Source organism: Cupriavidus pauculus, assembly GCF_003854935.1.
GTDB classification, from domain to species: Bacteria; Pseudomonadota; Gammaproteobacteria; order Burkholderiales; family Burkholderiaceae; genus Cupriavidus; species Cupriavidus pauculus_C.
Genome location: NZ_CP033969.1, coordinates 1822701 through 1846688 on the forward strand (window position 1 = coordinate 1822701; position 23988 = coordinate 1846688).

Here is a 23988-nt window from a genome sequence, read left to right on the forward strand (position 1 = left end):
ATTCATCTTTTCGCGACTTTACCTGCCGCGACTGGCCCGTAGAACCGTTCCAGACGCGTGTCCGATTGCCCCGGCGCCACGCCGTTGCAAAGACACCTATTGATGACGATGACGAACACCCCAGACCAGACCCCGGCCGCAGAGCAGACGTTCGAAAGCTTCGGGCTGGACGCACGCATCCTGCGCGCATTGTCCGACCAGGGCTACACCAAGCCCACGCCGATCCAGGCGCAGGCCATCCCCGTGGTGCTGCTGGGCAAGGACGTCATGGGCGCCGCACAGACCGGCACCGGCAAGACCGCCGGCTTTGCGCTGCCGATCATCCAGCGCCTGCTGCCGATGTCCAACGCCAGCGCCTCGCCCGCGCGCCACCCGGTGCGCGCGCTGATGCTGACGCCCACGCGCGAACTGGCCGACCAGGTCTACGACAACGTGGCCCGCTACGCGCAGCACACCGACCTGCGCAGCACCGTGGTGTTCGGCGGCGTCGACATGAACCCGCAGACCGACGCGCTGCGCCGTGGCGTGGAAATCCTGGTGGCCACGCCGGGCCGGCTGCTGGACCACGTGCAGCAGAAATCGGTGAACCTGTCGCAGGTGCAGATGCTGGTGCTGGACGAGGCCGACCGCATGCTCGACATGGGCTTCCTGCCAGACCTGCAGCGCATCATCAACCTGCTGCCGGCGCAGCGCCAGACGCTGCTGTTCTCGGCCACGTTCTCGCCCGAGATCAAGAAGCTGGCGTCCAGCTACCTGAAGCAGCCGGTGACGATCGAAGTGGCGCGCAGCAACTCGACCAACGAGAACGTGCGCCAGGTGGTCTTCCAGGTGCCGGACGGCCACAAGCAGGCCGCCGTGGTGCACCTGCTCAAGCAGCGCGCGTCGCAGCAGCAGTCCAAGCAGTGCATCGTGTTCGTCAACAGCAAGATCGGCTGCTCGCGCCTGGCGCGCCACCTGGAGCGCGAAGGCATCAACGCCGCCGCGATCCATGGCGACAAGACCCAGACCGAGCGCATGCAGACGCTGGACGGCTTCAAGAATGGCTCGATCGACGCGCTGGTGGCCACCGACGTGGCCGCGCGCGGGCTGGACATCCCGGCCATGCCCTGCGTGATCAACTTCGACCTGCCGTTCAGCGCCGAAGACTACGTGCACCGGATTGGCCGGACCGGCCGTGCCGGCGCCAGCGGCGATGCGCTGTCGATCTACGTGCCGGGCAACGATGACCGCCTGCTGGCCGATATCGAGAAGCTGATCAAGCGCAGCGTGCCGCGCGGCACGCTCGAAGGCTTCGACCCGACCGGCGAGCGCGCGCGCCAGGACGAATCGGACCGCCGCCGCCAGCGCACGGACGTGCGCCGGACCCGCGATGGCGGAGGCAGCAGCAGCGAAGGCGAGGCCGATGCCGCCGCGCCGCGCCGTCGTCGCACCGAGCCGAACGGCCGCCCGGCCTTCCGCCCGTCGGACGATCCGTTCTTCTCGCGTCCGTACGAGCCGTCGGGCAACTACACGCCGGCACCGAAGCCCGAAGACCAGATCGCCGCCGCGCTCACGCGGGGCCGCCAGTCGCCCAAGCGCCCCGTGGCCGCGCTGCTGGGCGGCGCGCCGCGCAAGTCGTAATTTCCTGAATCTCTCCCGCCGGCGGATGCGCGCGACTCAGTTGCCGATCCGCCAACGGCGCGCCCATTGCGCCGTGGCCGCTGCCAGCCAGGCGGCGACCGTCGCTTCCCCGTTCACGATGTCCAGATGGGCGCCCGCCTGCCGCAGCGCGTCCAGCGGCGCGGTGGCGTCCAGCGCCTGCGCGCCGCTCTGCTTGCTCAGCTTTTCGCCATCGGCGTTGACCACCACCGGCACATGCAGGTACGACGGCGTCGGCATGCCCAGCAGGTGCTGCAGGTGGATCTGGCGCGGCGTGGAATCGAGCAGGTCGGCGCCGCGCACGATGTGCGTGATGCCCTGGGCGGCATCGTCGACCACCACGGCAAGCTGGTAGGCCCACAGCCCGTCGGCCCGGCGCAGCACGAAATCCCCGAGTTCCGTTTCCAGGTCCTGGCACTGGCGGCCCTGCCAGCGGTCGTCGAAGCAGAGGATGGCCGCCGGGCCGTCCGGCACGCGCACGCGCCAAGCGCGCGGCAGCTTGCCGTGCAGCCCGTTGCGGCAGGTGCCGGGATAGCCCAGCGTCTGGTGGCGCTGGCGCACGTGCACCAGCGAATCGGCGATTTCCTTGCGCGAGCAGCCGCACGGGTAGAGCTGGCCGGCGGCGTCGAGCCGGCGCAGCGCATCGGCATAGAGCGATTCGCGGCGGCTCTGCCAGACCGGCGGCTCGTCGGGATGTAGCGCCAGCGCGTGCAGCGTGCGCAGGATGCCGGTGTCGGCGTCCTTCACGCAGCGCGGATAGTCGATGTCCTCGATGCGCACCAGCCAGTCGCCGCCATGGGCGCGGGCGTCGAGCCAGCTCGCCAGGGCGGTGACCAGCGACCCCAGGTGCAGCGGGCCGGTGGGGGAGGGGGCAAAGCGCCCCCGGTAGCGTTGCGGCATGGGACGGCGCCGTTACTCGAACGACTCCATCTGCTGCGGCGCCTGCTGCAGCAACGCCTGCGCCAGGCGCGGGTCTTCAAGCTTGCTGGCCCACCACTGCAGCGCCTTGCCGCGCGTGTTGGTGCGCCAGGCGGCCTTGAACGTGCCCGGCGCGCGCACTTCCACGGTCTCGCGCACCTGCAGCACGCCGCTTTCGATATGGGGCTGCGCCATCGGGGCCGGCAGCCAGCCGCAGCCCAGGCCGCGGATCTGGGCTTCGAGCTTGTCGCGCATGGTCGGCACCACCAGCACGTCCTGGCCGGCCAGCACGCCATGGGTGCGCGCGGGCAGGTTGCGCGAGGTATCGCCCACGGCCACGATGCGGTGCTTGGCGATCTGGATCGTCGTGAGCGGGCCTTCCTCGGTGGCCAGCGGATGGTGGGCGGCCACCGCGAACACGAACGGGATGGTGCCAAGCGGCCGGACCTGGAAGCCCTGGGTGCTGGGCAGTTCGTAGGCGCCGCCGATGATCATGTCGGCGCGGTTGCTGACCAGCGCGTCCCAGGTGCCGCCGAGCACTTCCTTCGAAAAACGCAGCCGGGTGGCCGTGTTCTCGGCGTAGAAGTCCTGGATCACCGGCAGCAGCGCGCGAAAGTTGATCAGGTCGTCGACGGCGATGTTCAGGCTGGCCTCCCAGCCCGTGGCCAGCCGCTTTACGCGCCGCGCCAGGTCGTCGGCCGCGTGCAGCAGGTGGCGGCCCTCGTCCAGCAGGGCGCGCCCGGCCGGCGTCAGCTCGGCCCGGTGGCGCCGGCGGTCGAACAGCAGCACGTCCAGATCTTCTTCCAGCTTGCGGACGACGTAGGTCAGGGCCGAGGGCACCTTGCCCATCTCGTGGGCGGCGGCGGCGAAACTGCCTTTACGCTCGATGGCGTCCAGGACTTCAAGGGATTCAAGTGACAGGGGCATATTCAGAATTTCTGAACAACTGCTTCTAACGCGGTGCCCGCCAATATACTCCCGCTCCCCTAAACTGCCTAGCATCGAAACGCCGCAGGGCCTGCAGCCAGACGCTGGCAGGTTCGAATGCCAGGCCACAAGGAGGGCCATCAAAATGATTGAAATCCGTAAGTCTGAAGAGCGCGGTTATGCGGACCATGGCTGGCTCAAGTCGTACCACAGCTTCTCGTTCGCCGATTACTACGACCCGCGCCACATCCAGTTTGGCCCGCTGCGTGTGATCAATGAGGACCGTGTGGCGCCCGGCATGGGCTTCGGCACGCACGGCCACCGTGACATGGAGATCATCAGCTACGTGCTGGACGGCGAACTGGCGCACAAGGACAGCATCGGCAACGGCAGCGTGATCCGTCCCGGCGACGTCCAGCGCATGAGCGCCGGCACCGGCGTGCGGCACTCGGAATACAACCACGCCGCCAACGATACGACGCACTTCCTGCAGATCTGGATCGTGCCGGATCGCCAGAACTTGGAGCCCGGCTACGAGGAAAAGCGCTTCGATGCCGAGGACAAGCGCGGCCGGCTGCGCCTGGTGGGCAGCGCCGACGGCGCCGAGGGCTCGGTGGTGATCCATCAGGACGTGCGGCTCTACGCCGGCCTGTTCGATGGCGACGAGGCCGCCACGCTGGCCCTGCAGCCGGGCCGCCAGGCCTACGTCCACGTGGCCCGGGGCCGGATCTCGGTCAACGGCCAGCCGCTGGAGACCGGCGACGCGGCCAAGCTGTCCGGCGTGGATGCGATCGCGCTGGACCGGGGTGCCGACGCCGAGGTGCTGGTGTTCGACCTGCCGGCCTGACCGTCGCCGCGAGGCATTGACCGCCCCGCCCGGCACGACGCCCGCCCGCAAGGGTGGGCGTTGTCGCATCGAGGTGTCGGTAACCAGTGCTTACAGGTACTGGAAAGTGTTGCCGCTATGCTATCGTCTGGCTATCCGCCATGCGACCGCCGCGGCACATCGCCGCCCGCCGATTCACGTCACGCGATGACCTTCGTATCCATTCTTCTGGCGCTGATTGCCGAGCAGTTCCGTGCGCTCGGCCGGAACAATCCCATCTACGACATCGTGCGTGTGCTGGGTGACCGGGCCGAGCATGCCTTCGACACCGGCCGGCCGCGCGATGCCGCGCTGGCCTGGCTGACCGTGGTGCTGCCGCTCACGCTGGCCGCCGTGGTCGTCCACTACCTGCTGGCGTCGATCAGCGTCGCGCTGACGCTGGTCTGGAACGTCCTGCTGCTCTACCTGACGCTGGGCTTCCGCCAGTTCAGCCACTATTTCACCGACATCCACGAGGCGCTGAACCGCGACGACCTGCACACCGCGCGCACGCTGCTGCACGAGTGGACCGGGCTGGACACGGTGGAGATGCCGGTCAGCGAGATCGTCCGCCATACGCTGGAAGCCGCCATCGTGGCCGTGCACCGGCACGTTTTCGGCGTGTTCTTCTGGTTCCTGGTGCCGATCGGCCCCGGCGGCGTGGTGCTCTACCGGACCGCCGAATTCCTGAATCGCCAGTGGAACCTGCCGTCCAACGAGCGCAGCCCGGCGCTGGGCCGGTTTGCCGCCCGGGCGTTCTACGTGCTGGACTGGATTCCGTCGCGCCTGACCGCCATCGGGTTTGCCATCGTCGGCAACTTCGAGGATGCGGTCTACGCCTGGCGCAACCACGCGCGCAAGTGGGACGACGCCGTCAACGGCATCCTGCTCGCCAGTGGCGGCGGGGCGCTGGGCGTGCGGCTGGGCCAGCCGCTGGCCGAGGAGGATTCGAGCGTGATGCTGCGCACGAGCCTGGCCGGCGTGGACTACGCGCCGGGCATGGGCGAGGCCGAGCCGGTGCCGCCCGAATTCGGCGCGGACCCGGGCATCCGCACGCTGCAGTCGGCCGTCGGGCTGGTCTGGCGCGCGGTGATTCTCTGGATGCTGTTGCTGGCGATGATCTCGCTGGCGCTCTGGGTAGGCTGAAGGCCCGCCCCCGCATCAGGGCCGGCGCGTGCCGGCCCTTTTCATTCGGCGCTGGCGCCGCATTGCCAGCAGGCCGCGAACTGGGCCTCGTGCCATTCTCCGCAGCGGCGGCACTGCCAGCGCGGCCCCGGCGACGGATTGGCCGCCGCGTTCAGCGCGGCCCACGCCGCCGGCTCATCCCCATCGTCGACGATCCACACCTGCGGCGCGCTTTCCAGCAGCGGGATGTCGCCCGCCGCGCCCGCCAGCCAGGTGTTGCGCACCTCGGCGCGGATGCCGGCCGCGCGCAGCACATTCTCGCAATGCGCGGCGTGGACCAGCGAAGGCGTCCTCAGCAGCAGTTTCATGTTCGGCGCGGCAAGCCAGCAGGTGCGCCCAAGTTACCACGGCTTCTGCTGCCGCGACTCGTGCAGCAACTGGGTGTAGAGCTGATGGCGGCGCGGCGAGATCGTGCCGCCGTCGATGGCCGTCAGCACGCCGCAGCCGGGCTCGTTGATATGGTGGCAGTTATAGAAACGGCATTCGGTCAGGCGCTGCCGGAACTCCGGAAACGCGCGCTCCAGCATGCCTTCGCTCAGGTGGTGCAGGCCGAATTCCTGGAAGCCCGGCGAATCGATCAGGTAGCCAGGCCGGCCGTCGACCACCGCCCAGGTGTCGGGCAGGTGGTAGAGCCGCGTGAACGTGGTGGTGTGCTTGCCCGAATCCAGCTTGGCCGAAATCTCGCGCGTCTGCGCCTCCACGCCGGGGATCAGCAGGTTCAGCAGCGACGACTTGCCCATGCCCGACTGGCCGATCAGGATGCTCGACACCCCGGCCGTGCGCGGCTGCAGCGCCGCCAGCGCCTCGTCGGGGCGGCCGTGCACGGACAGCTCCAGCGTGTCGTAGCCAAGGTCCTGGTACAGCCGTAGCCGGCGGCGCGCGTCGTCCAGGCGGTCGGTCAGGTCGGTCTTGTTCAGGATCACCAGCGGGCGGATCTCCAGCGCCTCGGCCGACACCAGCGCCCGGCCGAGCAGGTCTTCCGAGAAGCTCGGCTCGGTGGCCAGCACGATGATGACCTGGTCGATATTGGCCGCCAGCAGCTTGGACTTGAACTGATCGGACCGGTACAGCAGGTTCTTGCGCGGGTCGATGGCGGTGATCACGCCCTGGTCCACGGCGGCCAACTCGATGCGGACGTGGTCGCCCACGGCGGCGTCGCTCTTCTTGCCGCGCGGGAACGCATGCAGGTGCGAGCCGTCGGCGCGCTCCACCACGTAGTGGCGGCCGTGCGCGGCGACGATCAGTGCGGATTCGGCATCGGCCCCGGGGCCCTTGCCGGCACCCTTGCCGGCGTTGTGGTGGCGCGCGCTGCGGGTCATGCGTGCGCCAGCAGGCGGTCGATCCGCTGGGCGGCGGGCGGATGCGAGTAGTAGAACGCGCTGTAGAGCGGGTCGGGCGTCAGCGTGGACGCATTGTCCTTGTACAGCTTGACCAGCGCGGACACCAGGTGCCCGGCGTTGGTCTGGTGCGCGGCGAACTCGTCGGCCTCGAACTCGTGGCGGCGCGACGACTGGCTCGCCAGCGGCCCCAGGATGAACGTGAACACCGGCAACGCCAGGAAGAACAGCACCAGGGCCAGCGCGTGGTTGCTGGCGCCGAAATTGGGCAGCACGCCCAGCCCCGTGTAGAACCACTCGCGCGTGGCCAGCCAGCCCAGCAGGGCCAGGAACACCAGCGACAGCGCAAACGTCACCGCGATCATCTTGGCCACGTGGCGGCGCTTGAAGTGGCCCAGTTCGTGGGCCAGCACCGCTTCCACCTCCTCGCCGTCCAGCCGGGCCAGCAGCGTATCGAAGAAGACGATCCGCTTGGCCGCGCCAAAGCCGGTGAAATAGGCGTTGCCGTGCGCGCTGCGGCGGCTGCCATCCATCACGAACAGGCCCTTGCTGGCAAAGCCGCACTTGCGCAGCAGCGCCTCGATGCGCTCGCGCAGGCTGTCGTCGGCCAGCGGCTCGAACTTGTTGAACAGCGGCGCGATGAACGTGGGCACGATCACCTGCAGCAGCAGGCTGAACGCCACCCAGAGCAGCCACGTGTAGAGCCACCAGTAGGTGCCGGCCCGGTCCATCAGCCACAGCACGGCCAGCAGCAGCGGCAGGCCCAGCACGCAGGCCACCAGCGCCATCTTGGCCAGGTCGGCCAGCCAGAGCCCGAACGTCATCTTGTTGAAGCCAAAGCGCTGCTCGATCACAAACTGGCCGTAGAGCGAGAACGGCAGGTCGAACAGCCCGCCGATCACGGCCACGCTGGCGATCAGCGCCACGCCGTAGAAGTAGCCGCCGCCGTCGAACACGTGCAGCCAGAACTGGTTCAGCGCGTGCAGGCCGCCGAGCATCGTGAAGCCGATCAGCACGGCCGCGCCGGTCAGCACCTCGATCATCGACAGGCGGGTGCGGGCGATGGTGTAGTCGGCCGCCTTCTGGTGTGCGGACAGCGCGATGGTGTCGGCAAAGCGCGCCGGCACGGCGTTGCGATGGCGCGCCACATGGCGGATCTGGCGCGAGGCGAGCCAGAGTTTGGTCACAACCATGATGACCAGGGCGGCAAGAAAGATCAGCGTGAACATCGGTGGCCTTGGTGGCGATGGCGCGGTGCACCATCGGAAAAACCGGAAGTGCGGGGCGGGCCATCTGGGGCAGATATGCGAGAATTATAAATTGTTCGTCCCCGGCCACCCGCGTTGCTGGGGCGTTTTCCTTCCGAATCCCATATCAAGCCGTACCGCCAGATGACAAGTCCCGCCGCCGCCTCCGTCAAAAGTGAAAACAACCTTGTCTGGCTGGACATGGAAATGACCGGCCTGCAGCCGGACAGCGACCGGATCATCGAAGTGGCGGTGGTGGTCACGGATTCCGAGTTGAACATCCTGGCCGAGGGCCCGGTGCTGGTGATCCACCAGCCCGACGCCGTGCTGGACGCGATGGACAACTGGAACAAGGGCACGCACGGCCGCTCGGGCCTGATCGACAAGGTCAAGGCGTCCACGCTGACCGAGGCCCAGGCCGAGGCCGAGCTGATTGCCTTCCTGAAGCGCTGGGTGCCGGCCGGCAAGTCGCCGATGTGCGGCAACTCGATCTGCCAGGACCGCCGCTTCATGGCCCGCTACATGCCGAAGCTGGAGGCGTTCTTCCACTATCGCAACCTCGACGTGTCCACGCTCAAGGAACTGTGCAAGCGCTGGGAGCCGGCCATCCACAAGGGGTTCCACAAGCGCCAGCTTCACACGGCGCTGGCCGACATCCTGGAATCGGTGGAAGAGCTGCGCTACTACCGCCAGCATTTCATCAAGACGCCGGCCGAGGCCGCCGCGTCGGTCCCGCCGGCACCGGCCGCCCCTGCCGCCCCCGCGGCATAACGCCCGATCCTGCCAAGCCGGCGGGCGGTTCCAGGACGGGACGGCCACGCCGATCCGCCCGTCCAGCCGCCCCCCGCCATGTTCACGCGCATCGTCTCGATCATCACGCCGGTCATCCTGATCATCCTGATCGGGTGGATCTACGGGCGGCGCGCCCATCCGGACATGACCGGCATCAACCGGGCCATGCTGGAAGTGATTGCGCCGCTACTTGTGGTGTCGGCCTTCATCAGCAAGGACTTCGTGCTGGCCGACCACCTGGTGCTGCTGGCCAGCGCCGTGGCGGTGGTGATCGGCTCGGGCATCCTGGCCTGGATCGTGGCGCGGATGAGTGGCGCCAACCCGCGTACCTTCGTGCCGCCGATGATGTTCAACAACAGCGGCAACATGGGCCTGCCGCTGTCGGTCTTCGCGTTCGGGCAAGTGGGGCTGGCGCCGGCCGTGGCGCTGTTCGCGGCGTCCAACCTGATGCATTTCACCATCGGGCTGAAGATCGTGAACCGGCAGGCGTCGATGGCCCAGATCGCCCGGAATCCGATGGTGCTGGCGACGGTGGCCGGCGTGGCGCTGTCGCTGGCCCGGCCCGTGTTCGCGCTGCCGCAGCCGGTCTACGAGTCGATCAAGCTGCTGGGCGATGCCACCGTGCCGCTGATGCTGTTTGCGCTGGGCGTGCGGATGAAGGACGTCAGCCTGCGCAACTGGGGCATGGGCGTGCTGGGTGCCGTGGTCTGCCCGCTGGCGGGCATCGCCGTGGCGCTGCTGATCGTCTGGTGGGTGCCGATGACCGAGCTGCAGCGCGGCCTGCTGTTCGTCTTCGCGGCGCTGCCGCCGGCCGTGCTGAACTTCCTGGTGGCCGACCACTACCGGCAGGAACCGGACCAGGTGGCCTCGATCGTGCTGCTCGGCAATATCGCGGCGGTGGTGTTCGTGCCGGTCGGGCTGTATCTGGGCCTGAAGTAGGGCCGGGCGGCTGCGCCCGGACCCGCCCGCGTCAGACCGTCGGCCCGGGGGTCTTCCGGACCGCGCTCTTGGGCCGGAACGCCTTCACGATGGTCGCGTCGGTCTCGATGTACGGGCCGCCGATCAGGTCGATGCAGTACGGCACGGCGGCGAACACGCCCTGGACGGCCACGCGGCCTTCCACGTCGCGCAGGCCCTCCAGCGTCTCGCGGATCGCCTTCGGCTGGCCGGGCAGGTTGACGATCAGCGCGGCGCGGCTGGGTGTCTCGCGGATCACCGCCACCTGGCGCGACAGGATCGCCGTCGGCACGAACTGCAGGCTGACCTGCCGCATCTGCTCGCCAAATCCCGGCATTTCCTTGGTACCCACCGCCAGCGTGGCTTCGGGCGTGACGTCCCGGCGCGCCGGGCCGGTACCGCCCGTGGTCAGCACGAGATCGCAGCCGGCCACGTCGACCAGTTCGATCAGCGTGCGCGAGATCAGCGGCGCTTCGTCCGGGATCAGCCGCTCCACGGCCTGCCAGGGCGACGTCAGCACCTTGCCGAACCAGTCGCGCAGCGCCGGGATGCCCTCGTCCTGGTAGGTGCCGGACGAGGCGCGATCCGAAATGGAAACGAAGCCGACCACCAGCTCGTCGGGGTGATTGCGGGGCACGGGGGCGGTCAGCGTCGGGGTCATGCCTGGGGCTCCTCGGGGTTGGCGGGCGCGCCGTCTTCGTCGCCGTCATCGCCGCCTTCCAGCGCGGCCTTGATGACCTGGAACAGCTCGCGGTAGTACTTCGGCGGCTTGCCGAGTTCCTTTTCCCTGCGGGCGCCGCGGATGATGTTGCGCACGGACTGGACGTCCACCTCGGGGTGCTCGCCCAGGAATTTCGTGAGCTGGGCGTCGTCGGCCAGCAGCAGGTCGCGCCAGCGCTCGATCAGGTGCAGCCGGGCCGTCTCGGCCTTGCTGGTGCCCTTGAAGCCTTCCAGCGCGGCGCGGATGGCGGCCACCTCGTCGTCGTCCAGCCCGCGCATGACCTTGCCGACGAACTGCATCTGGCGGCGCTTGCCTTCGTGGCTGGTGATCTTGCGGGCGGCCAGGACGGCGTCGGCCAGCGCCTCGGGCATCGGCACGCGCGCCAGGCGGTCCTTGGGCAGCGCCTCCAGCTCGGCGCCCAGGTCCTGCAGCGCGGTCATGTCGCGCTTGCGCTGCGACTTGCTCTTGGGCTGGTCGTCGTCCTCTTCCGGCGCAAAGGCGCCGGGGAAGCGGCCGTGGGGGCCTTGGGAGTTGTTACGGGTATTTCGCGTCATGGCCGGCATTTTATCTTGCTATGATTCCCGTTTGGACTTTTGATCACGCCCGCCCATATGAGCCAGACCGCCGAGAAGACCGCGCATTTCACCTATACCCAGGACCAGCTCAAGGCCATGGCGGCCGATGTGCTGCGCGTGGCACGCGAGCTGGGCGCGACGGACGCCGCCACCGAGATCTCCGAAGGCAGCGGCCTGTCGGTGACCGTGCGCAAGGGCGAGGTGGAGACCATCGAGCAGAACCGCGACAAGGTGGTGGGCGTGACGGTGATGATTGGCCAGCGCCGCGGCAACGCCAGCACGTCGGATTTCTCGCCGGCCGCGCTGCGCGCCACGGCCGAGGCGGCGTACAACATCGCCCGCTTCACGGCCGAGGACGACTGCGCCGGGCTGGCCGAGGAAGCGCTGCTCGAACGTGATCCGCAGGACCTGGACCTGTTCCACCCGTGGACCATCGACGCCGAGGGCGCCATCGACATCGCGCGCCGCGCCGAGGCCGCGTCGTTCGCGGTGTCGCCAAAGATCCGGAACAGCGACGGCGCCAGCGTGTCGGCCCAGCATTCGCAGTTCGTGCTGGCCACGTCGCGCGGCTTCGTGGGCGGCTATCCGTACTCGCGCCACTTCATCTCGGCCGCGCCGATCGCCGGTTCGGGCAGCGGCATGCAGCGCGACGACTGGTACTCGTCCAAGCGCTCGCCGCTGGCGCTGGCCGAGCCGGAGGCCATCGGCCGCTACGCCGCAGAGCGCGCGCTGGCCCGGCTGAATGCCCGCAAGCTGTCCACGCGCAAGTGCCCGGTACTGTTCGAGGCGCCGCTGGCGGCCGGCCTGCTCGGCGCCTTCGTCCAGGCGGTGTCGGGCGGCGCGCTGTACCGCAAGTCGACGTTCCTGTACGACACGCTGGGCAAGGCCGTCTTTGCGCCGCACATTCAGATCAACGAGCAGCCGCACGTGCCGGGCGCCATGGGCAGTGCCCCGTTCGACGAGGAAGGCGTGCGCACCCAGGCCCGCGACGTGGTGCGCGACGGCGTGGTGCAGGGCTATTTCCTGTCGACCTACTCGGCGCGCAAGCTGGGCATGCAGACCACCGGCAACGCGGGCGGGTCGCACAACCTGACGCTGACGTCCACCCTGACGCAGCCCGAGGATGATTTTGCCGGCATGCTGCGCAAGCTGGGCACCGGCCTGCTGGTGACGGAACTGATGGGGCAGGGCGTGAACTACGTGACCGGCGACTACTCGCGCGGCGCGTCGGGCTACTGGGTCGAGAACGGCCAGATCCAGTACCCGGTGGAGGAAATCACCATCGCCGGCAACATGGTCGAGATGTTCCGCCAGATCGTCGGCATCGGCGCCGATGCACTCGTGCGCGGCACCAAGGAAACCGGCTCGATCCTGATCGAGCAGATGACGATCGCGGGGAACTGAGGGCCCAGGGCGGCCGTCCTGGCCTGCGGCCCTCTCCCGGCAGGGGGAGGGCAAGAAACGCTACTCTTCCCCCGACGCCGGCCGTTCGTACGTCACGAACGCGTAGTCGAAGCCGTTGGCGGCCGAATGGTGCGTCTCCCGCGCGACCTCGTTCCATCGGGACCGGTCGACGGCCGGGAAGAAGGCGTCGCCTTCGATGTCGGCATCGATCTCGGTGACGATAAGGCGGTCCGCGCTCGGCAGCGCCTCGGCGTAGAGCTGGGCGCCGCCGATCAGGAAGACCTGCTCCACGCCCACGCACAGCCGTTGCGCGTCTTCCAGCGACGCCGCCACTTCGGCACCTTCCAGCTTCAGATCCCGGTTGCGGCTCACCACGATGTTGCGGCGGCCGGGCAGCGGGCGGCCAATCGAATCCCAGGTCTTGCGTCCCATGATGATCGGCGCGCCCAGCGTGGTGCGCTTGAAATGCTGCAGGTCTTCCGGCAGGCGCCAGGGCAGCGCGTTGTCGCGGCCGATCACGCCGTTGCGGGCGCGGGCGACGATCAGCGTCAGCAGCGTCATACGGCCACCGGGGCCTTGATGGCCGGGTGCGATTCGTAGCCGACCAGCTCGAAATCCTCGTACCGGTAATCGAAGATGCTGTCAGGCTTGCGGCGAATGTGCAGCGTCGGCAACTTCATCGGCGCGCGCGCCAGTTGCGTCCGCACCTGCTCGAAGTGGTTGCTATAGATATGGCAGTCGCCGCCGGTCCAGACGAAGTCGCCCACGCCCAGGTCGCATTGCTGCGCGATCATGTGCGTCAGCAGCGCGTAGCTGGCGATGTTGAACGGCACGCCCAGGAAGATGTCGGCGCTGCGCTGGTAGAGCTGGCAGCTCAGCTTGCCGTCGGCCACGTAGAACTGGAAGAACGCGTGGCAGGGCGGCAGCTTCATCTGCGGGATCTCGCCCACGTTCCAGGCCGAGACGATCAGCCGGCGCGAGTCCGGGTTGCTGCGGATCTGCTGCACCACCTCGCTGATCTGGTCGATGTGCCGGCCGTCCGGGGTCGGCCACGCGCGCCACTGGTAGCCGTAGATCGGCCCGAGGTCACTTTGCCGGCCACCGGACTGTCTATTACGTTGTGTTTTCGCCCTTCGCATCAATTAATCCTTGAACAATTAAGTATTATTGTTCAGTACATGTTGTCGTAAGGGATTTTACAGCGTTCGAGCCTTGCGGCGCAGTATCTAGTGTTGCCAACGAAGGGCTGTGGATAAGCTGTGGATAAGCTGTTGATTTCCTGTGAATTACCTGGGGCGGCGTCCTCCCCCTTTGCTTCTGAACTATCGTCAGGCGTCCTCTGACGCTCTACTTTCCTGCCCGAGAGCGCTTCGGTTTCGGCCCTTTGAGGTTTTCGAGTGTCTCATCAAGCGTACGCTCGCGACCTTTCTCTACCCGTAATGCTTCATCCAGGCGAGCCATTTTTGCGGCGCTCGCATCAATTTGCTCGATGAGTTCGCTGGCATTGATGTCCAGCGCCCTACACCAGTTGCACAGTTCAACGGGGTCCAGGCGCCTTTGGCCTTTCTCGACTCTGCTTACGTACTGTTGGTGTTGACCGAGAAACTCGGCGAAGTCGATTTGCGAGAAGCCAGCACTCTGCCTTGCTTCCTTGAGCAGGGCACGCATAAGCGCGTACGTTTCTTCATATACGGGGTTTCTCATTGCCAGCGGGAAGCATGTGATGAACCCGCCAGCTTGCAGCCATTCGCAAAATACACAAAAATTGTGTATTCTTAAATCGCCGAAATCGCAAGTTTCATGCACTTTCCCGCGCAGCGGGCTACGAATCCTCAATGTTTGCGAAGCGGTCCGAACTGACTCTCCTCGGTTGTAACCGGCAGCACAACGTCCTGTATCCGACCTCCTCATCTGCTTACCGGCAACAAAGTGCCCTTTGTTGCGAGTCGATTTCCTGGCACAGCGCCAACGCCCGTAGTTTCCATCCCGTCCATGCCCATTCTCCCGACCCACTCAGTCGGGCTGTTCGTTTCCTCCCCATGAAGACCATAAACATCACCGAGGTGCCGGAGGACTTTCCTCGGCGCTCCATCCCTGCTGTCGTTTCGGGCGTTCAATCGAAGATTGGTGTTGTGCTGTCCGAAGGGAGGTACTTCGCAGGTGAAACACCGGAAAGCCGATACGAGCGTTGGGACATTTGCGAAGACCTGGCTCGCCAGTTGGCGCCTGTCGCACAAAAGGACGGAGCTAAACATCCCGAGCATTCCATTGAGCAGACGCTTGCGCGTTTGCGCGTCTCCGTTTCCCAAAAGGGATGGGTCTCCGAGGCGGAACTGGATTGGCTCATGAACAGAATCCGAGTAATTCTCGAGTGGTGACAGGACCCGGCATGAGCGAACGAGATAAAAGCACCGTCGAGCGTCCGGGATACACAGGCGAGCTCATACGGTACGTCCCGATACCGGCGCTTCATTTGGGAAGCGTCGTCAGCGATATTCCGCCTGTGGTTCATGCAGTAGGTCGAGTTAAGGCGCGCCACCCAGTTGAACTGATTTACCACTGGGGTCGCTACGGCTTTCCTCGGTACGGCGTCGAAGACTTCGAAAACAGAGACTGCTGGACGTTTTCGAACGACCTGCAGGAGGCCGCAGCCATCGGGTTCAAATGGCTCGAAAACAACTGCGCGTTGGAACAGATTCCCGAAGACCAGGATGGCGAAGTCACTTACGGGTATGTCGCTCGCGGCGTCGTTGACGAGCCTGACCTTGAACACCTTCTTTACAGTGGTGACATATGGAAGGCCGCCGGCGCAGACATGGATGAAGTCGCGACGCCGGAAATCCTGACTCGCGTCCGCAATGAGCTTCTCAGGGTCTACGCATCGAGAGGCGGAGGCCCGTTCTTCCTGCTGGATTTTTCCGACCCGAAGAAGGTGAGTCAGTACCTGTCTGATTGGGCCAACGAGATTGACGACGAAAGGCTGTACGGCGAATGAGCCTGGTTGCCCCCAAATGAAACAGTATCTGTCTGAGGTTGTCACCGCCCTATATCGCGCGCCGCGTGCTGGCCTGCGACGAGTATTTGCGCTTTCGCGAGAGGAGGCCGGGCGGCTTCCATCGCTGCCGACGTTCGCGATTATCTCGATTACTGCGCCGGAGCGCCCGCCAGCTAATCTGAATTCTCCAGCCCATGTTTTGCGATTGAGCTTCGCCGACGTTGATTTCCACAGCGCAGACCTGTCGCTTCGCGCGCAGGCAAAACTTCCGTACGCCTTTACGACGGAACAGGCAAACGAAGTGCGGGATTTTGTTGAATCGCTCACGGACGACGTGAACGCGGTTGTGGTCCATTGCGAGGGCGGATTTTCGCGGTCCTGCGCAATCGCGTTGGCGCTTCATCGCCTCTACGGCTACGAGGCGGATATCGAACGGCTTACCCAGGCCAACCCTTCGGTGCTTCGCCTAATGATGGAGCAATCTCAGAGTTCGAAGAAACGTAAGAATCGCCGTTCCAAATGACGAGGTATTACACCCCAAAAGAGATGGAGGCCGTTCTCGGGGAGCACCTGCGGACTCACCGAATCCATCGAAACATCGACCAGGAAACGCTGGCTGAGCGTGCTGGCATCAGTGTGCGCGCATTACGGAATCTGGAGTCCGGGGGCGGTTCATCGACACATACTCTGTGTCGAGTCTTAAAAGCGCTGGGCCGCGAAGCCTGGCTAGACACGATTGCGCCGTATCCCACCATCAATCCGCTGATGCTGACCAGGCAAGCAAAACCTCGACAGAGGGCAAGCAAACCGAGGAAGCGCTTGAAAGATATGTTGGGCAAGATGCCAGACGTAGGCATCGATAAGGACTTCGGCAGCAGGTAATGCAAGATTTGCGAGCGGGATGTGTGACAAACCCCCTCGTTGGTAGGGTGTGTCGGCTTGACTGCCCTCGTAGGTCAACTACCGACCTAAGGGGTCTTGCGCTCTGCGTCAGTCGTCAGTGAGGCTACTCGACTCTCTGATGGGGCCTTTCCCGGCAATTCGCGCGAACCAGCGATTGCTGTCAGCGGGTCTGCAGGATAGCTGCACGGGAGAACCATACTTCAATATGGCTGGGCCCACCACTTCGACCATTGTTTCAAGGCACCCGACCTCGACGGTGTACATGCCACAGTCTAGTCCAAGCAAATGCAGGTGCATTTCGTGGGTGAGCCGCAGGTCCACAGGCCGACGAACCTGAATCTTTTCCATCAGCTCTTCAAACACAGCTGACTTGTCTGCTACCAATGTGAAGGTCATCTGCGGGTCTTCTGCCTCGGCAATGCAAACGAGCTGCAGCAACTCCTCAAGAGAGTCTATGTCTTCGAAGACGTCTTTGGGAGATGGCGGTATAACTAGATGGAGGACGAAGAACCTATCGAGCCTTCGAAGTATGTCTATCTGCCCCAAGAATCTGCGATGAAGTTGAATCAGTGGCCCGCCAGGTAGCGTGCCGCCTCCGGAGAATATTTCCTCTCCGTCAACTTCAATCGAGATGCTTGCAGTAGCTTCATCCGCAATCAATCGAACGAGCTCGCGCAATCTATCAAAATAGGGCAGCTTCAGTACAGGCTTGCCTATCCACGCGTTTGGATTGATGTCGAGTTTCAGGGGCGCATGACGAGAGCCAACATCGCTACTGAGCGAAACTGTCGCGAGTTCCCCCAAAGTGCGCCCAGTGAACCGCATCCCCCTAGTTCCCCGGCTGGCATGGCCATGAAACTCAATAAGCGTGGTCCCTACGATTGCTGATGTCAGCCGTAGCGTCAGCAAGGCCTCACTGCGGCTTGTTGAAAGCTCAAGTTTTCGCATGGTTCCGGAGGAGTTGGCGAACAACGGGGAGCCTTCAATGTCGGCGACAATATTCTCGAACTGGATTGCACCGCCATAGTTTTGAAGTTCTTGGAGTCCCTGAGCGAAGCGTTCTCTATCTTCAGCACCGACAACAATCTGTGCGTCGACGTTCCGCCTCGCCCGGAGCTCATAGAGCGTCGCGCCATTCAGATGTGCTACAGAAACCGCGAAACGAGGGTCTATCGCTTCTTGGCGGGCCGCTTCATTCTTGCAGAAAATCTCCACTGCACGCGAGATATCGGCATGTGACGAGGGCACTGGTAAGGCAATTGTCGGGGGTTTTCCTAGTCTGCCTCTCGCGACAGACTCTGCCCGCGACTTCAGCTCGATGAGTCGCTCTACAGGGTACGCACTGGCATCTGCGTCGATAATAGTGGAGCAGTTAGAGCATAGCCAAATGCCGTTCGCTACTGAGCTGCGGTCCTCCTTTGATTGATTCGGGTCAAACCTTGGCCCACCCGGCGCCGCGGCTCTAATATGAGCAGCAACTCCGATGCCAACTGCTCCGTCGGATTGAGTCTCAGGTCCGGACGTCTGCGTGTCACAGATGGAGCAGTGGTAATTGACACGTCTCGCAAGAGTCTGCTTTTGCTTCGCAGCAAAATTGTGGCGAGTGGTTGTGCGCCTAGCAGGTCGGATGTCTGTCATGCTTTAGTGTATTGGCTCAGGCGGGCTCTTTAGCAACGTTCCACGCTGAGGCCACAAAGTCGGCAGTCAGCCGATTTCTGACGGGTTGATTCAAAGCGTCAGCAATCCGTTTGAAGTCGAACCGGCACGAGGACTTGGTTGGACGAAATCTTTGAACAGCTCTTGGTGTGCGATGCGTTGCTGCTCCAGATAATTGGCATGCCTTTCCAGCCTTTCCTTGAACGCATCGTGGACCCATCCGTAGTGATGAGATTCAAGGCTGGCAGGATTGACCCCAGCAGAGGCTCGCAGAGAGAGTGCAAGTTCCCACGCCTTTTGCCCATACTCAGCAGACTTGACTGCCTGCTTGCTGGCGACATCTGAGGGGTCGTCAGCATGTTCGGCGTGCTCCGAAATGTAGGATTTCACTCCTCGTACAGCCTCAACAAAGTCCTTTAGTCGTGCCGCTTCTTGTTTCGTGAGTGCTCTCCAGTTGAATGAATCCGGGGGCACGAATTCCGGAAATTGAACTGCATAGTAGGCGTCCCACGACTGGTCGTCCCACGCGACAGGCGGCGCAGCTCGTTCGGTGGAAATCGTGTCACCGCATGCCTTTACGAACCGCTCGAGCAGGACCGCTACCTCTAGAAGCACATGATGTCGCTCGTGCTGGCGATTCTTGTTCTCTCGTACGCTGGTTTGGAGCCAACTGATACCCGAGCTGACGGCAGCACCTATAACAGCGGAGGAGGCGACAATCTTGACGAAGTCAGTGGCGTCGAGGGGCATAGTTGTAATTGATTCAAAACGCTGGGCGTGAATGTGGTCCTGGCTAACGGCCGGTGTGCTACGAAAGCTGGCTTTCAAGAAAAGCCTCGAGCGTGGTCCCATCGGCAAGAGCGTAGCGGCTTGGTGCAGTCTCGTATAAAACGTGGATTCCCTGGGAGCGCAAGAATGTGTTCGCGTGAACAGCATCGTCTTTGACCTCTCCTGGCAGAACGACACTCAATAGGGTGTCATCGTCACCTCGCTTCCAACGATAGTGCAGCAGTTGCCCGAGCGCTTTGTACAGTTGGTCGCTAAGGGAGCCCGCGGTTTTGACCTCGAAGATGGCGCGAGCAATACCGTTGCTTCCAACGATAGCCGAATCGATATTCTTCGTGCTGCGCACGACGAAACGTCCCTTCGCCCACGCATCCAGGGCACTCGACAGACGATTGCACAGTGGGCCATGCTGAAATTCGTAAGAGACCGGCGCGCGAGCCTTAAGTGATTTCGTGCCCTCGAACTCAGCGTTATCGTGCCACGGCCATGAGTGTTCTGGGTGCTCAGTCTGCGCAGGAATCGAAATTGCATTATTTTCCGCATCCACGCCGCTTGGCTTCGCCTTAAAATAGTCTTTGAATGCAATAACACGAAGAACAAAATCCTCAATGTCTCCCACGAAAGTTGGGGAGTCCAGCGCGACGACGGGAATGACTTTACGTTCCTCTTGGTTGCCTGTCTGAACGGATACGGTGTGGTCCCCGAAGAATTCTAGGGTGTCCGCTTCTTTGATTCTTCCCCGGTACGCGTTGAACATCGCCCGTCTTCCGAGGACTACGCGCTCGTCTTCGATGGCAAACAGACCTCCAACGGCGCGACCACCCGTCATCGAGACGTTGACTTCGGCATTCGGAGAGAAGGCTGGCGTCGGTTCAGCGTGATGGTCGACCAAACGGAAGAGGTGAGCGTACGAGTCGGTACGCATTTTGTTATCGTCGACGCCTACGTATATGTCGTGAGAATGAGCACGGAGCACAAACGTATCTAGTTGCTCGCGGCCTCCGTTCGGGAAGCCCCATACAACTTGCTGTTCGCGATAGGCGTGGGTGCGCAGTTTCTCACGCAGCTTATTGGTCGCGCCTTGTAGCTGATTAGCGTCTAGGATTTGGGTAAGCATTGGCGAAAGGTTCTGATTATTTAGTGAAGCGTAGCACCAAGCGGCTGTCAGCCGCTGCTACCTCGCCTTTGCTGGTGTTTGCCCCACTCAACTGGGACATGTCGCAAGGTGGCGAGGACCGGTCCATCACAATGACTCACGAAGACTTCGCGCTGCAGGTTAAAGAAGCGGAACTACTATCTCAGCAGCATTGGATGCTGACAAAGAAGTATGGCGGGCACGCGTACACGGGGCACTGGCTTAACGAGTCCCCCTCCTAGGGGGTAGGCTCCGCAGCGCAATATGCCGATGTAAACTGCGTTCGGGCGGCAATCAAGATATTAGTATCAATTACATCTGGTCTAAGTTACGTTGTGCCAGGGGCATAGGGTCGTCTGGCGCCGGTTAAGAGGTGGTGTTACCGAATGCAAGATGAGCCTTTTCCGTCGGATTCCCGAGCGGACAGAATAAGTAGCATCGTCGATTCTCATGCTGTCGATGTGCGCATCCGCCGCGTTGACTTCACGTCTACGGCTGTGCCCTGCGTAAACGCGCATTTCCTATATCCAGTCTTCAAAGGCCGCCAACCGACAATGGAAGCGCTGGCGAAGATGTTGGTTAAGGAGATTACGAAGTTCTGCGCTACGCGCGCGGACCGTCGTAAAGCCAGGCGCTTGGACCACGAAGCAGGAGACCTCGAGACAGGGGCGGTTGAAGACCTTGTTGCGAAGGCGCGGAGTCTGTTCATGGCGCCAGACGCGGATGCCCGGTCTGGCGAAGCAGGGGAGCTCCTCCTGTATGCGCTTATCGAGCACTATCTCCGTGCCCCCTTGATTGTGTCGAAGATGCGGTTGAAGACCAGCGCCAATATGCCAGTCCACGGTGCAGACGGGCTTCATGCAGGATGGTGCGAGAAGACAGATTCACTGATTCTCTATTTTGGAGAATCAAAGATGCACCAAACCTTCGCAAGTGCCATGCAAGATGCCGCGGAGTCCGTGGCGGCCCTTGTGACGAATAAGGATGGGCGCCTGGAGCGCGAGCTCGAGCTGGTGTCGAACTTCCACGACTTGGGGAACTTCCCCGAGGAAGGTATCGAATATCTGCTTCGCTTTCTCAATCCCTTCGAAACGGAGGAAGGCAATCGGCGAATTGACCGCTTCGCAATACTTGTAGGCTTCGATTATCACGCTTACGCGAAGGTTGCCAACGTGCCTCTAGCGGAGGTCGAAGAGACGTTCCTCCGCCACTACAAAGGGGCGATGAATCAGAAAATCGGTACGGCTCGAACCCATCTCAAGAGCAACGCGATTGAGCTCGAGAATGTGGATTTGTTCATCTTCCCAGTGCCGTCGGTGGAGCTGTTTCGAGACTGTTTTCAGGAGGCGATGAATGGCTGAGTTCGCTTTCAGGCTCGCAGAACGCATTGAATCCAGCCCGCTTTTCCAGGAGGCGCTTGCGGAACTGCTGCAGCAAAGCCTGATACCACTGGTCGGCGGGCAATCCAGGCTGGAGACGGTTCGGACAGCAAGGTTGAGTGAGGCGGCTGTTGCTTTGGCGCGCTCGAGCGAGGCCAGGCACCATGGCCTCGCTCAGGACATTGCGTACTCATTGGTCGCCTGTCATCCAGACTCCAGGCTCCGCGGCGTGTGGCGCCACATATTGGCAGAAACGGGAAACTTCCCTGCCGGTGATTATGTCTCCGACCGTCCTCTCGTTGAACAACAACTGCCGTGGACGCTAAAGGTCCGCGAAGCGGCACGTCGGGACCAGAACACCGTCAGTGTTCTCGGTCAAGAGATTGTCTTCACGGATTTCCAGGCAGATGTTTGGTCGCAACTGCATGGACACCAATTCGTCAATGTGTCCGCGCCCACTTCCGCGGGAAAGTCCTTTCTCGTCCAGACGTACTTGCTGGATGAGCTGGCTAACACCCAGACCACCAGAAACATCGTCTACCTAGTACCTTCTCGTTCGCTCATTTTCGAGGTGCAGGCCGGGCTAACTCACGCTCTAAAGCCGTTGGCTGACAGGGTGGTAGTTAGCAGCGTTCCCCAAGTTCATGATGACTTGCACGCAGGGAAAAGTTTGGTCTTCGTGCTTACGCAAGAGCGTCTTCAGACCATTCTGAACGAGTCCACGATTAAGTTCGATGTCGTAATCGTGGATGAAGCACAGCAAATCGGTGACGCGGACAGAGGAATTATGCTCCTCGGATGCTTGGAGGAAGCTCTTGCCCGACGTCGTGGAAGCAAGATGCTGTTCATTACTCCCAGTTCCAAAGACGCCCGAACCATTGCACCGTTGCTTGGAGTGACAGAAGTGCAGACGGTTCGCAGTGCGGTCCGACCTGTACGGCAAAACTTGTTGTTCGTAACGTGCAGCGGTCGTAAGCCCAAGCGGATGATTTCAGTTCAACTGCATCGGCAAGACCAAGAGAAGCTGACCGTCGGTAGCGTGCGGACGGAGCGAAGTATCGCAGAGAACGAAAGGCTTGTGACAGCTGCGCTGGAGCTCGGGAAGGACGGACAGAGCATCGTGTATGCGTGGGCACCGGCGTCTGCTGACAGCACTGCTTCGAAACTCGCTAATGGCTTGCCCGAGCTTGATAACTTCATTGATTCTCCGCTTGAGAAGCTGTCCAGTTTCGTTGCCGAGCACATCCATCCAGAATTCAAACTTGCGAAGGTACTCAGGAAGGGTGTCGGCGTGCACTATGGGCGCTTACCGACGACCATTTCGAAGGCGGTCGAGGAGTACTTCGACGACGGTCATATCAAATACTTGGTCTGTACTTCCACGCTGCTCCAAGGCGTGAACCTTCCGGCGCGGAACATCTTTCTGAAGAATCCTAAGAAGGGGACACAAGGGCCGTTGGAGGCCAATGAGTTCTGGAACCTTGCGGGGCGTGCGGGAAGGTTGAAGCGAGATACGCACGGAAACGTGTTTCTGGTCGACTACGAGGAGTGGGAGTCCCAACCAGTCTCCGACCAGCAGACGACGGACGTAGAGCCATCGATTTGCGACGCCCTTGGCACCAAGCAAGAGCTTGTCTTGACGTATGCGCAAGACCTTCACCATAAATCTGGCGTCAAAGACGAGGCGCTCGCTGAAAGCGTATTCACGCGGTTGTTCCTGGATGCCCGGGACGGCTCAATCGACCAGACCATTGAGCGTGCTCTGGCACGGTATCCAACCGTAAGTGCCTCGGCTTTGAAGGACGCCGTGATGGCCGCGCAGGAGCGTGTGTCCTTGCCCACGTCGCTGCTCAGACGCAATAGCCTGATTTCGCCACTGCGCCAGCAAGAACTGTACAACCACTTCACCGACCGTGCGTCCGACAAAGTACTGAGCGCCATGATACTTGTTCATCCTCGGAGCAAGCACCCAGACGCGAAGACGCGAATGGAGACGGCCTTCCGGGCGATTCATACTCATCTTGAAGGCAAGCTGACCAACGCGGAGACTTACTTCGGCTGGTTCGCGCTTGCTTGGATGCGTGGTGACTCACTTCGTTCGTTGATTGATAATCGGGTGGCTTGGGAACTCAAGGAGGCGAAACTCGATGAGTTTGAGCCCGAGAAAATTGGGTCATTCGCAAGACAGGTGATGGAGCAAGTAGAGACGAAGTTGCGCTACCACTACGTCAAGTACCTGCGGTGCTACATGGATATCCTCACGCACAAGCTCATTGAAATTGGGCGTGATGAGGAAGCAGATATGCCGCCCATCCCATTGTTCTTGGAGCTTGGCGCATCGGAGAGAACACTGGTCTCTGCAATGCAGCTCGGCATGTCGCGAATCGCTGCCATCGAAGTGTCGAAATTCCTGCCGAAGGAGATGGATGCAGAATCCATACGACAAGAGTTGAGGGCAAAATGGTTCTGGCGCGGTGAGGTGTCGCCGTTTGTTGTTCGGGAACTTGAACGACTTGGATTGTTGGACGGGGCTGGTTCTTAAGTGATATGCGCCGGTGCGGTATCGTT

The 23988-nt window shown here is 62.8% G+C and carries 24 protein-coding genes and 1 pseudogene; 12 read left to right on the top strand and 13 right to left on the bottom strand.

Going from position 1 to position 23988, the window contains the following annotated elements; translation table 11 throughout:
* The first annotated feature begins 102 nt into the window (after window positions 1-102).
* Complete coding sequence (locus EHF44_RS10070; RefSeq protein ID WP_124683618.1) at window positions 103-1620, top strand: DEAD/DEAH box helicase; 1518 nt, start codon at window positions 103-105, stop codon at window positions 1618-1620.
* A gap of 36 nt (window positions 1621-1656) precedes the next feature.
* Here EHF44_RS10070 and gluQRS read toward each other — a convergent pair whose 3' ends face one another.
* On the bottom strand, window positions 1657-2538 hold the full coding sequence (gene gluQRS / locus EHF44_RS10075; RefSeq protein WP_124683619.1) for a tRNA glutamyl-Q(34) synthetase GluQRS: 882 nt from the start codon (window positions 2536-2538) through the stop codon (window positions 1657-1659).
* Window positions 2539-2550: 12 nt separating this feature from the next.
* The gene (locus EHF44_RS10080; protein ID WP_124683620.1) at window positions 2551-3483 is read right to left on the bottom strand and encodes a LysR family transcriptional regulator; all 933 of its coding nucleotides are present in this window, start codon (window positions 3481-3483) and stop codon (window positions 2551-2553) included.
* Window positions 3484-3628: 145 nt separating this feature from the next.
* Between EHF44_RS10080 and EHF44_RS10085 the strand changes: the two genes are divergently transcribed.
* Both EHF44_RS10085 and EHF44_RS10090 read left to right on the top strand, forming a co-directional pair.
* Complete coding sequence (locus EHF44_RS10085; RefSeq protein WP_124683621.1) at window positions 3629-4330, top strand: pirin family protein; 702 nt, start codon at window positions 3629-3631, stop codon at window positions 4328-4330.
* 186 nt (window positions 4331-4516) lie between these two features.
* Window positions 4517-5494: a CobD/CbiB family protein gene (locus EHF44_RS10090; protein WP_124683622.1), complete on the top strand. Its 978-nt coding sequence runs from the start codon at window positions 4517-4519 to the stop codon at window positions 5492-5494.
* A 41-nt stretch (window positions 5495-5535) separates the two neighbouring features.
* Here EHF44_RS10090 and EHF44_RS10095 read toward each other — a convergent pair whose 3' ends face one another.
* The 3 genes from EHF44_RS10095 to EHF44_RS10105 are packed head-to-tail and all read right to left on the bottom strand — an operon-like array spanning window position 5536 to window position 8099.
* Window positions 5536-5841 carry a putative signal transducing protein gene (locus EHF44_RS10095; protein WP_124683623.1) on the bottom strand — a complete coding sequence of 102 codons (306 nt, stop codon included), beginning with the start codon at window positions 5839-5841 and terminating at the stop codon, window positions 5536-5538.
* Between the two features lie 33 nt (window positions 5842-5874).
* Entirely contained in the window at window positions 5875-6852 is a 978-nt protein-coding gene (gene rsgA, locus EHF44_RS10100) for a ribosome small subunit-dependent GTPase A (protein WP_124683624.1), read from the bottom strand.
* Window positions 6849-8099 carry a M48 family metallopeptidase gene (locus EHF44_RS10105; protein WP_124683625.1) on the bottom strand — a complete coding sequence of 417 codons (1251 nt, stop codon included), beginning with the start codon at window positions 8097-8099 and terminating at the stop codon, window positions 6849-6851. The genes rsgA and EHF44_RS10105 overlap by 4 nt, the downstream gene beginning before the upstream one ends.
* Before the next feature lie 162 nt (window positions 8100-8261).
* Here EHF44_RS10105 and orn point away from each other — a divergent pair, with 162 nt between their 5' ends.
* Both orn and EHF44_RS10115 read left to right on the top strand, forming a co-directional pair.
* The gene (orn, locus tag EHF44_RS10110; RefSeq protein WP_124683626.1) at window positions 8262-8888 is read left to right on the top strand and encodes an oligoribonuclease; all 627 of its coding nucleotides are present in this window, start codon (window positions 8262-8264) and stop codon (window positions 8886-8888) included.
* Between the two features lie 78 nt (window positions 8889-8966).
* Window positions 8967-9848 carry an AEC family transporter gene (locus EHF44_RS10115; RefSeq protein WP_124683627.1) on the top strand — a complete coding sequence of 294 codons (882 nt, stop codon included), beginning with the start codon at window positions 8967-8969 and terminating at the stop codon, window positions 9846-9848.
* A gap of 31 nt (window positions 9849-9879) precedes the next feature.
* Here the strand turns inward: EHF44_RS10115 and mog are convergent, their stop codons facing one another.
* Window positions 9880-10527 (bottom strand): molybdopterin adenylyltransferase, encoded by a 648-nt coding sequence (gene mog, locus EHF44_RS10120; RefSeq protein ID WP_124683628.1) that lies wholly within the window; start codon window positions 10525-10527, stop codon window positions 9880-9882.
* Complete coding sequence (yjgA, locus tag EHF44_RS10125; protein WP_124683629.1) at window positions 10524-11150, bottom strand: ribosome biogenesis factor YjgA; 627 nt, start codon at window positions 11148-11150, stop codon at window positions 10524-10526. The genes mog and yjgA overlap by 4 nt, the downstream gene beginning before the upstream one ends.
* A 48-nt stretch (window positions 11151-11198) precedes the next feature.
* On the opposite strand from yjgA, the gene pmbA reads away from it, so the two are divergent.
* On the top strand, window positions 11199-12566 hold the full coding sequence (pmbA, locus tag EHF44_RS10130; RefSeq protein WP_124683630.1) for a metalloprotease PmbA: 1368 nt from the start codon (window positions 11199-11201) through the stop codon (window positions 12564-12566).
* 60 nt (window positions 12567-12626) lie between these two features.
* Here the strand turns inward: pmbA and EHF44_RS10135 are convergent, their stop codons facing one another.
* From EHF44_RS10135 to EHF44_RS28300, 3 genes and pseudogenes are all read right to left on the bottom strand, one after another.
* Window positions 12627-13127, bottom strand: coding sequence for a dihydrofolate reductase (locus EHF44_RS10135; RefSeq protein WP_124683631.1), 501 nt, complete (start codon window positions 13125-13127; stop codon window positions 12627-12629).
* Window positions 13124-13654 (bottom strand): annotated as a pseudogene (locus EHF44_RS10140) (thymidylate synthase); the annotation flags it as partial. The gene EHF44_RS10135 and the pseudogene EHF44_RS10140, both read right to left, overlap by 4 nt.
* A gap of 259 nt (window positions 13655-13913) precedes the next feature.
* The gene (locus EHF44_RS28300) at window positions 13914-14234 is read right to left on the bottom strand and encodes a helix-turn-helix domain-containing protein (RefSeq protein WP_172966035.1); all 321 of its coding nucleotides are present in this window, start codon (window positions 14232-14234) and stop codon (window positions 13914-13916) included.
* Window positions 14235-14605: 371 nt separating this feature from the next.
* On the opposite strand from EHF44_RS28300, the gene EHF44_RS10150 reads away from it, so the two are divergent.
* The 4 genes from EHF44_RS10150 to EHF44_RS10165 are packed head-to-tail and all read left to right on the top strand — an operon-like array spanning window position 14606 to window position 16443.
* Entirely contained in the window at window positions 14606-14944 is a 339-nt protein-coding gene (locus EHF44_RS10150) for a hypothetical protein (protein WP_124683633.1), read from the top strand.
* An 11-nt stretch (window positions 14945-14955) separates the two neighbouring features.
* Entirely contained in the window at window positions 14956-15561 is a 606-nt protein-coding gene (locus EHF44_RS10155) for a transposase (RefSeq protein WP_124683634.1), read from the top strand.
* A gap of 16 nt (window positions 15562-15577) precedes the next feature.
* Window positions 15578-16084 carry a dual specificity protein phosphatase family protein gene (locus EHF44_RS10160; protein WP_124683635.1) on the top strand — a complete coding sequence of 169 codons (507 nt, stop codon included), beginning with the start codon at window positions 15578-15580 and terminating at the stop codon, window positions 16082-16084.
* A gap of 23 nt (window positions 16085-16107) precedes the next feature.
* Window positions 16108-16443: a helix-turn-helix domain-containing protein gene (locus EHF44_RS10165; protein WP_124685062.1), complete on the top strand. Its 336-nt coding sequence runs from the start codon at window positions 16108-16110 to the stop codon at window positions 16441-16443.
* A 108-nt stretch (window positions 16444-16551) separates the two neighbouring features.
* Here EHF44_RS10165 and EHF44_RS10170 read toward each other — a convergent pair whose 3' ends face one another.
* The 3 genes from EHF44_RS10170 to EHF44_RS10180 all read right to left on the bottom strand — a co-directional run bounded on the left by EHF44_RS10170 (window position 16552) and on the right by EHF44_RS10180 (window position 20023).
* A complete protein-coding gene (locus EHF44_RS10170; RefSeq protein WP_124683636.1) occupies window positions 16552-17679 on the bottom strand; it encodes a hypothetical protein in 1128 nt (375 codons plus the stop codon).
* 513 nt (window positions 17680-18192) lie between these two features.
* Window positions 18193-18948 (bottom strand): hypothetical protein, encoded by a 756-nt coding sequence (locus EHF44_RS10175; RefSeq protein WP_124683637.1) that lies wholly within the window; start codon window positions 18946-18948, stop codon window positions 18193-18195.
* Entirely contained in the window at window positions 18929-20023 is a 1095-nt protein-coding gene (locus EHF44_RS10180; RefSeq protein WP_124683638.1) for a hypothetical protein, read from the bottom strand. Before EHF44_RS10180 ends, EHF44_RS10175 begins: the two co-directional genes overlap by 20 nt.
* Before the next feature lie 404 nt (window positions 20024-20427).
* On the opposite strand from EHF44_RS10180, the gene EHF44_RS10185 reads away from it, so the two are divergent.
* Together EHF44_RS10185 and EHF44_RS10190 are read left to right on the top strand one after the other, a co-directional pair.
* On the top strand, window positions 20428-21402 hold the full coding sequence (locus EHF44_RS10185; RefSeq protein ID WP_124683639.1) for a HamA C-terminal domain-containing protein: 975 nt from the start codon (window positions 20428-20430) through the stop codon (window positions 21400-21402).
* Complete coding sequence (locus tag EHF44_RS10190; protein WP_124683640.1) at window positions 21395-23962, top strand: DEAD/DEAH box helicase; 2568 nt, start codon at window positions 21395-21397, stop codon at window positions 23960-23962. Before EHF44_RS10185 ends, EHF44_RS10190 begins: the two co-directional genes overlap by 8 nt.
* The last annotated feature ends 26 nt before the right edge of the window (window positions 23963-23988 follow it).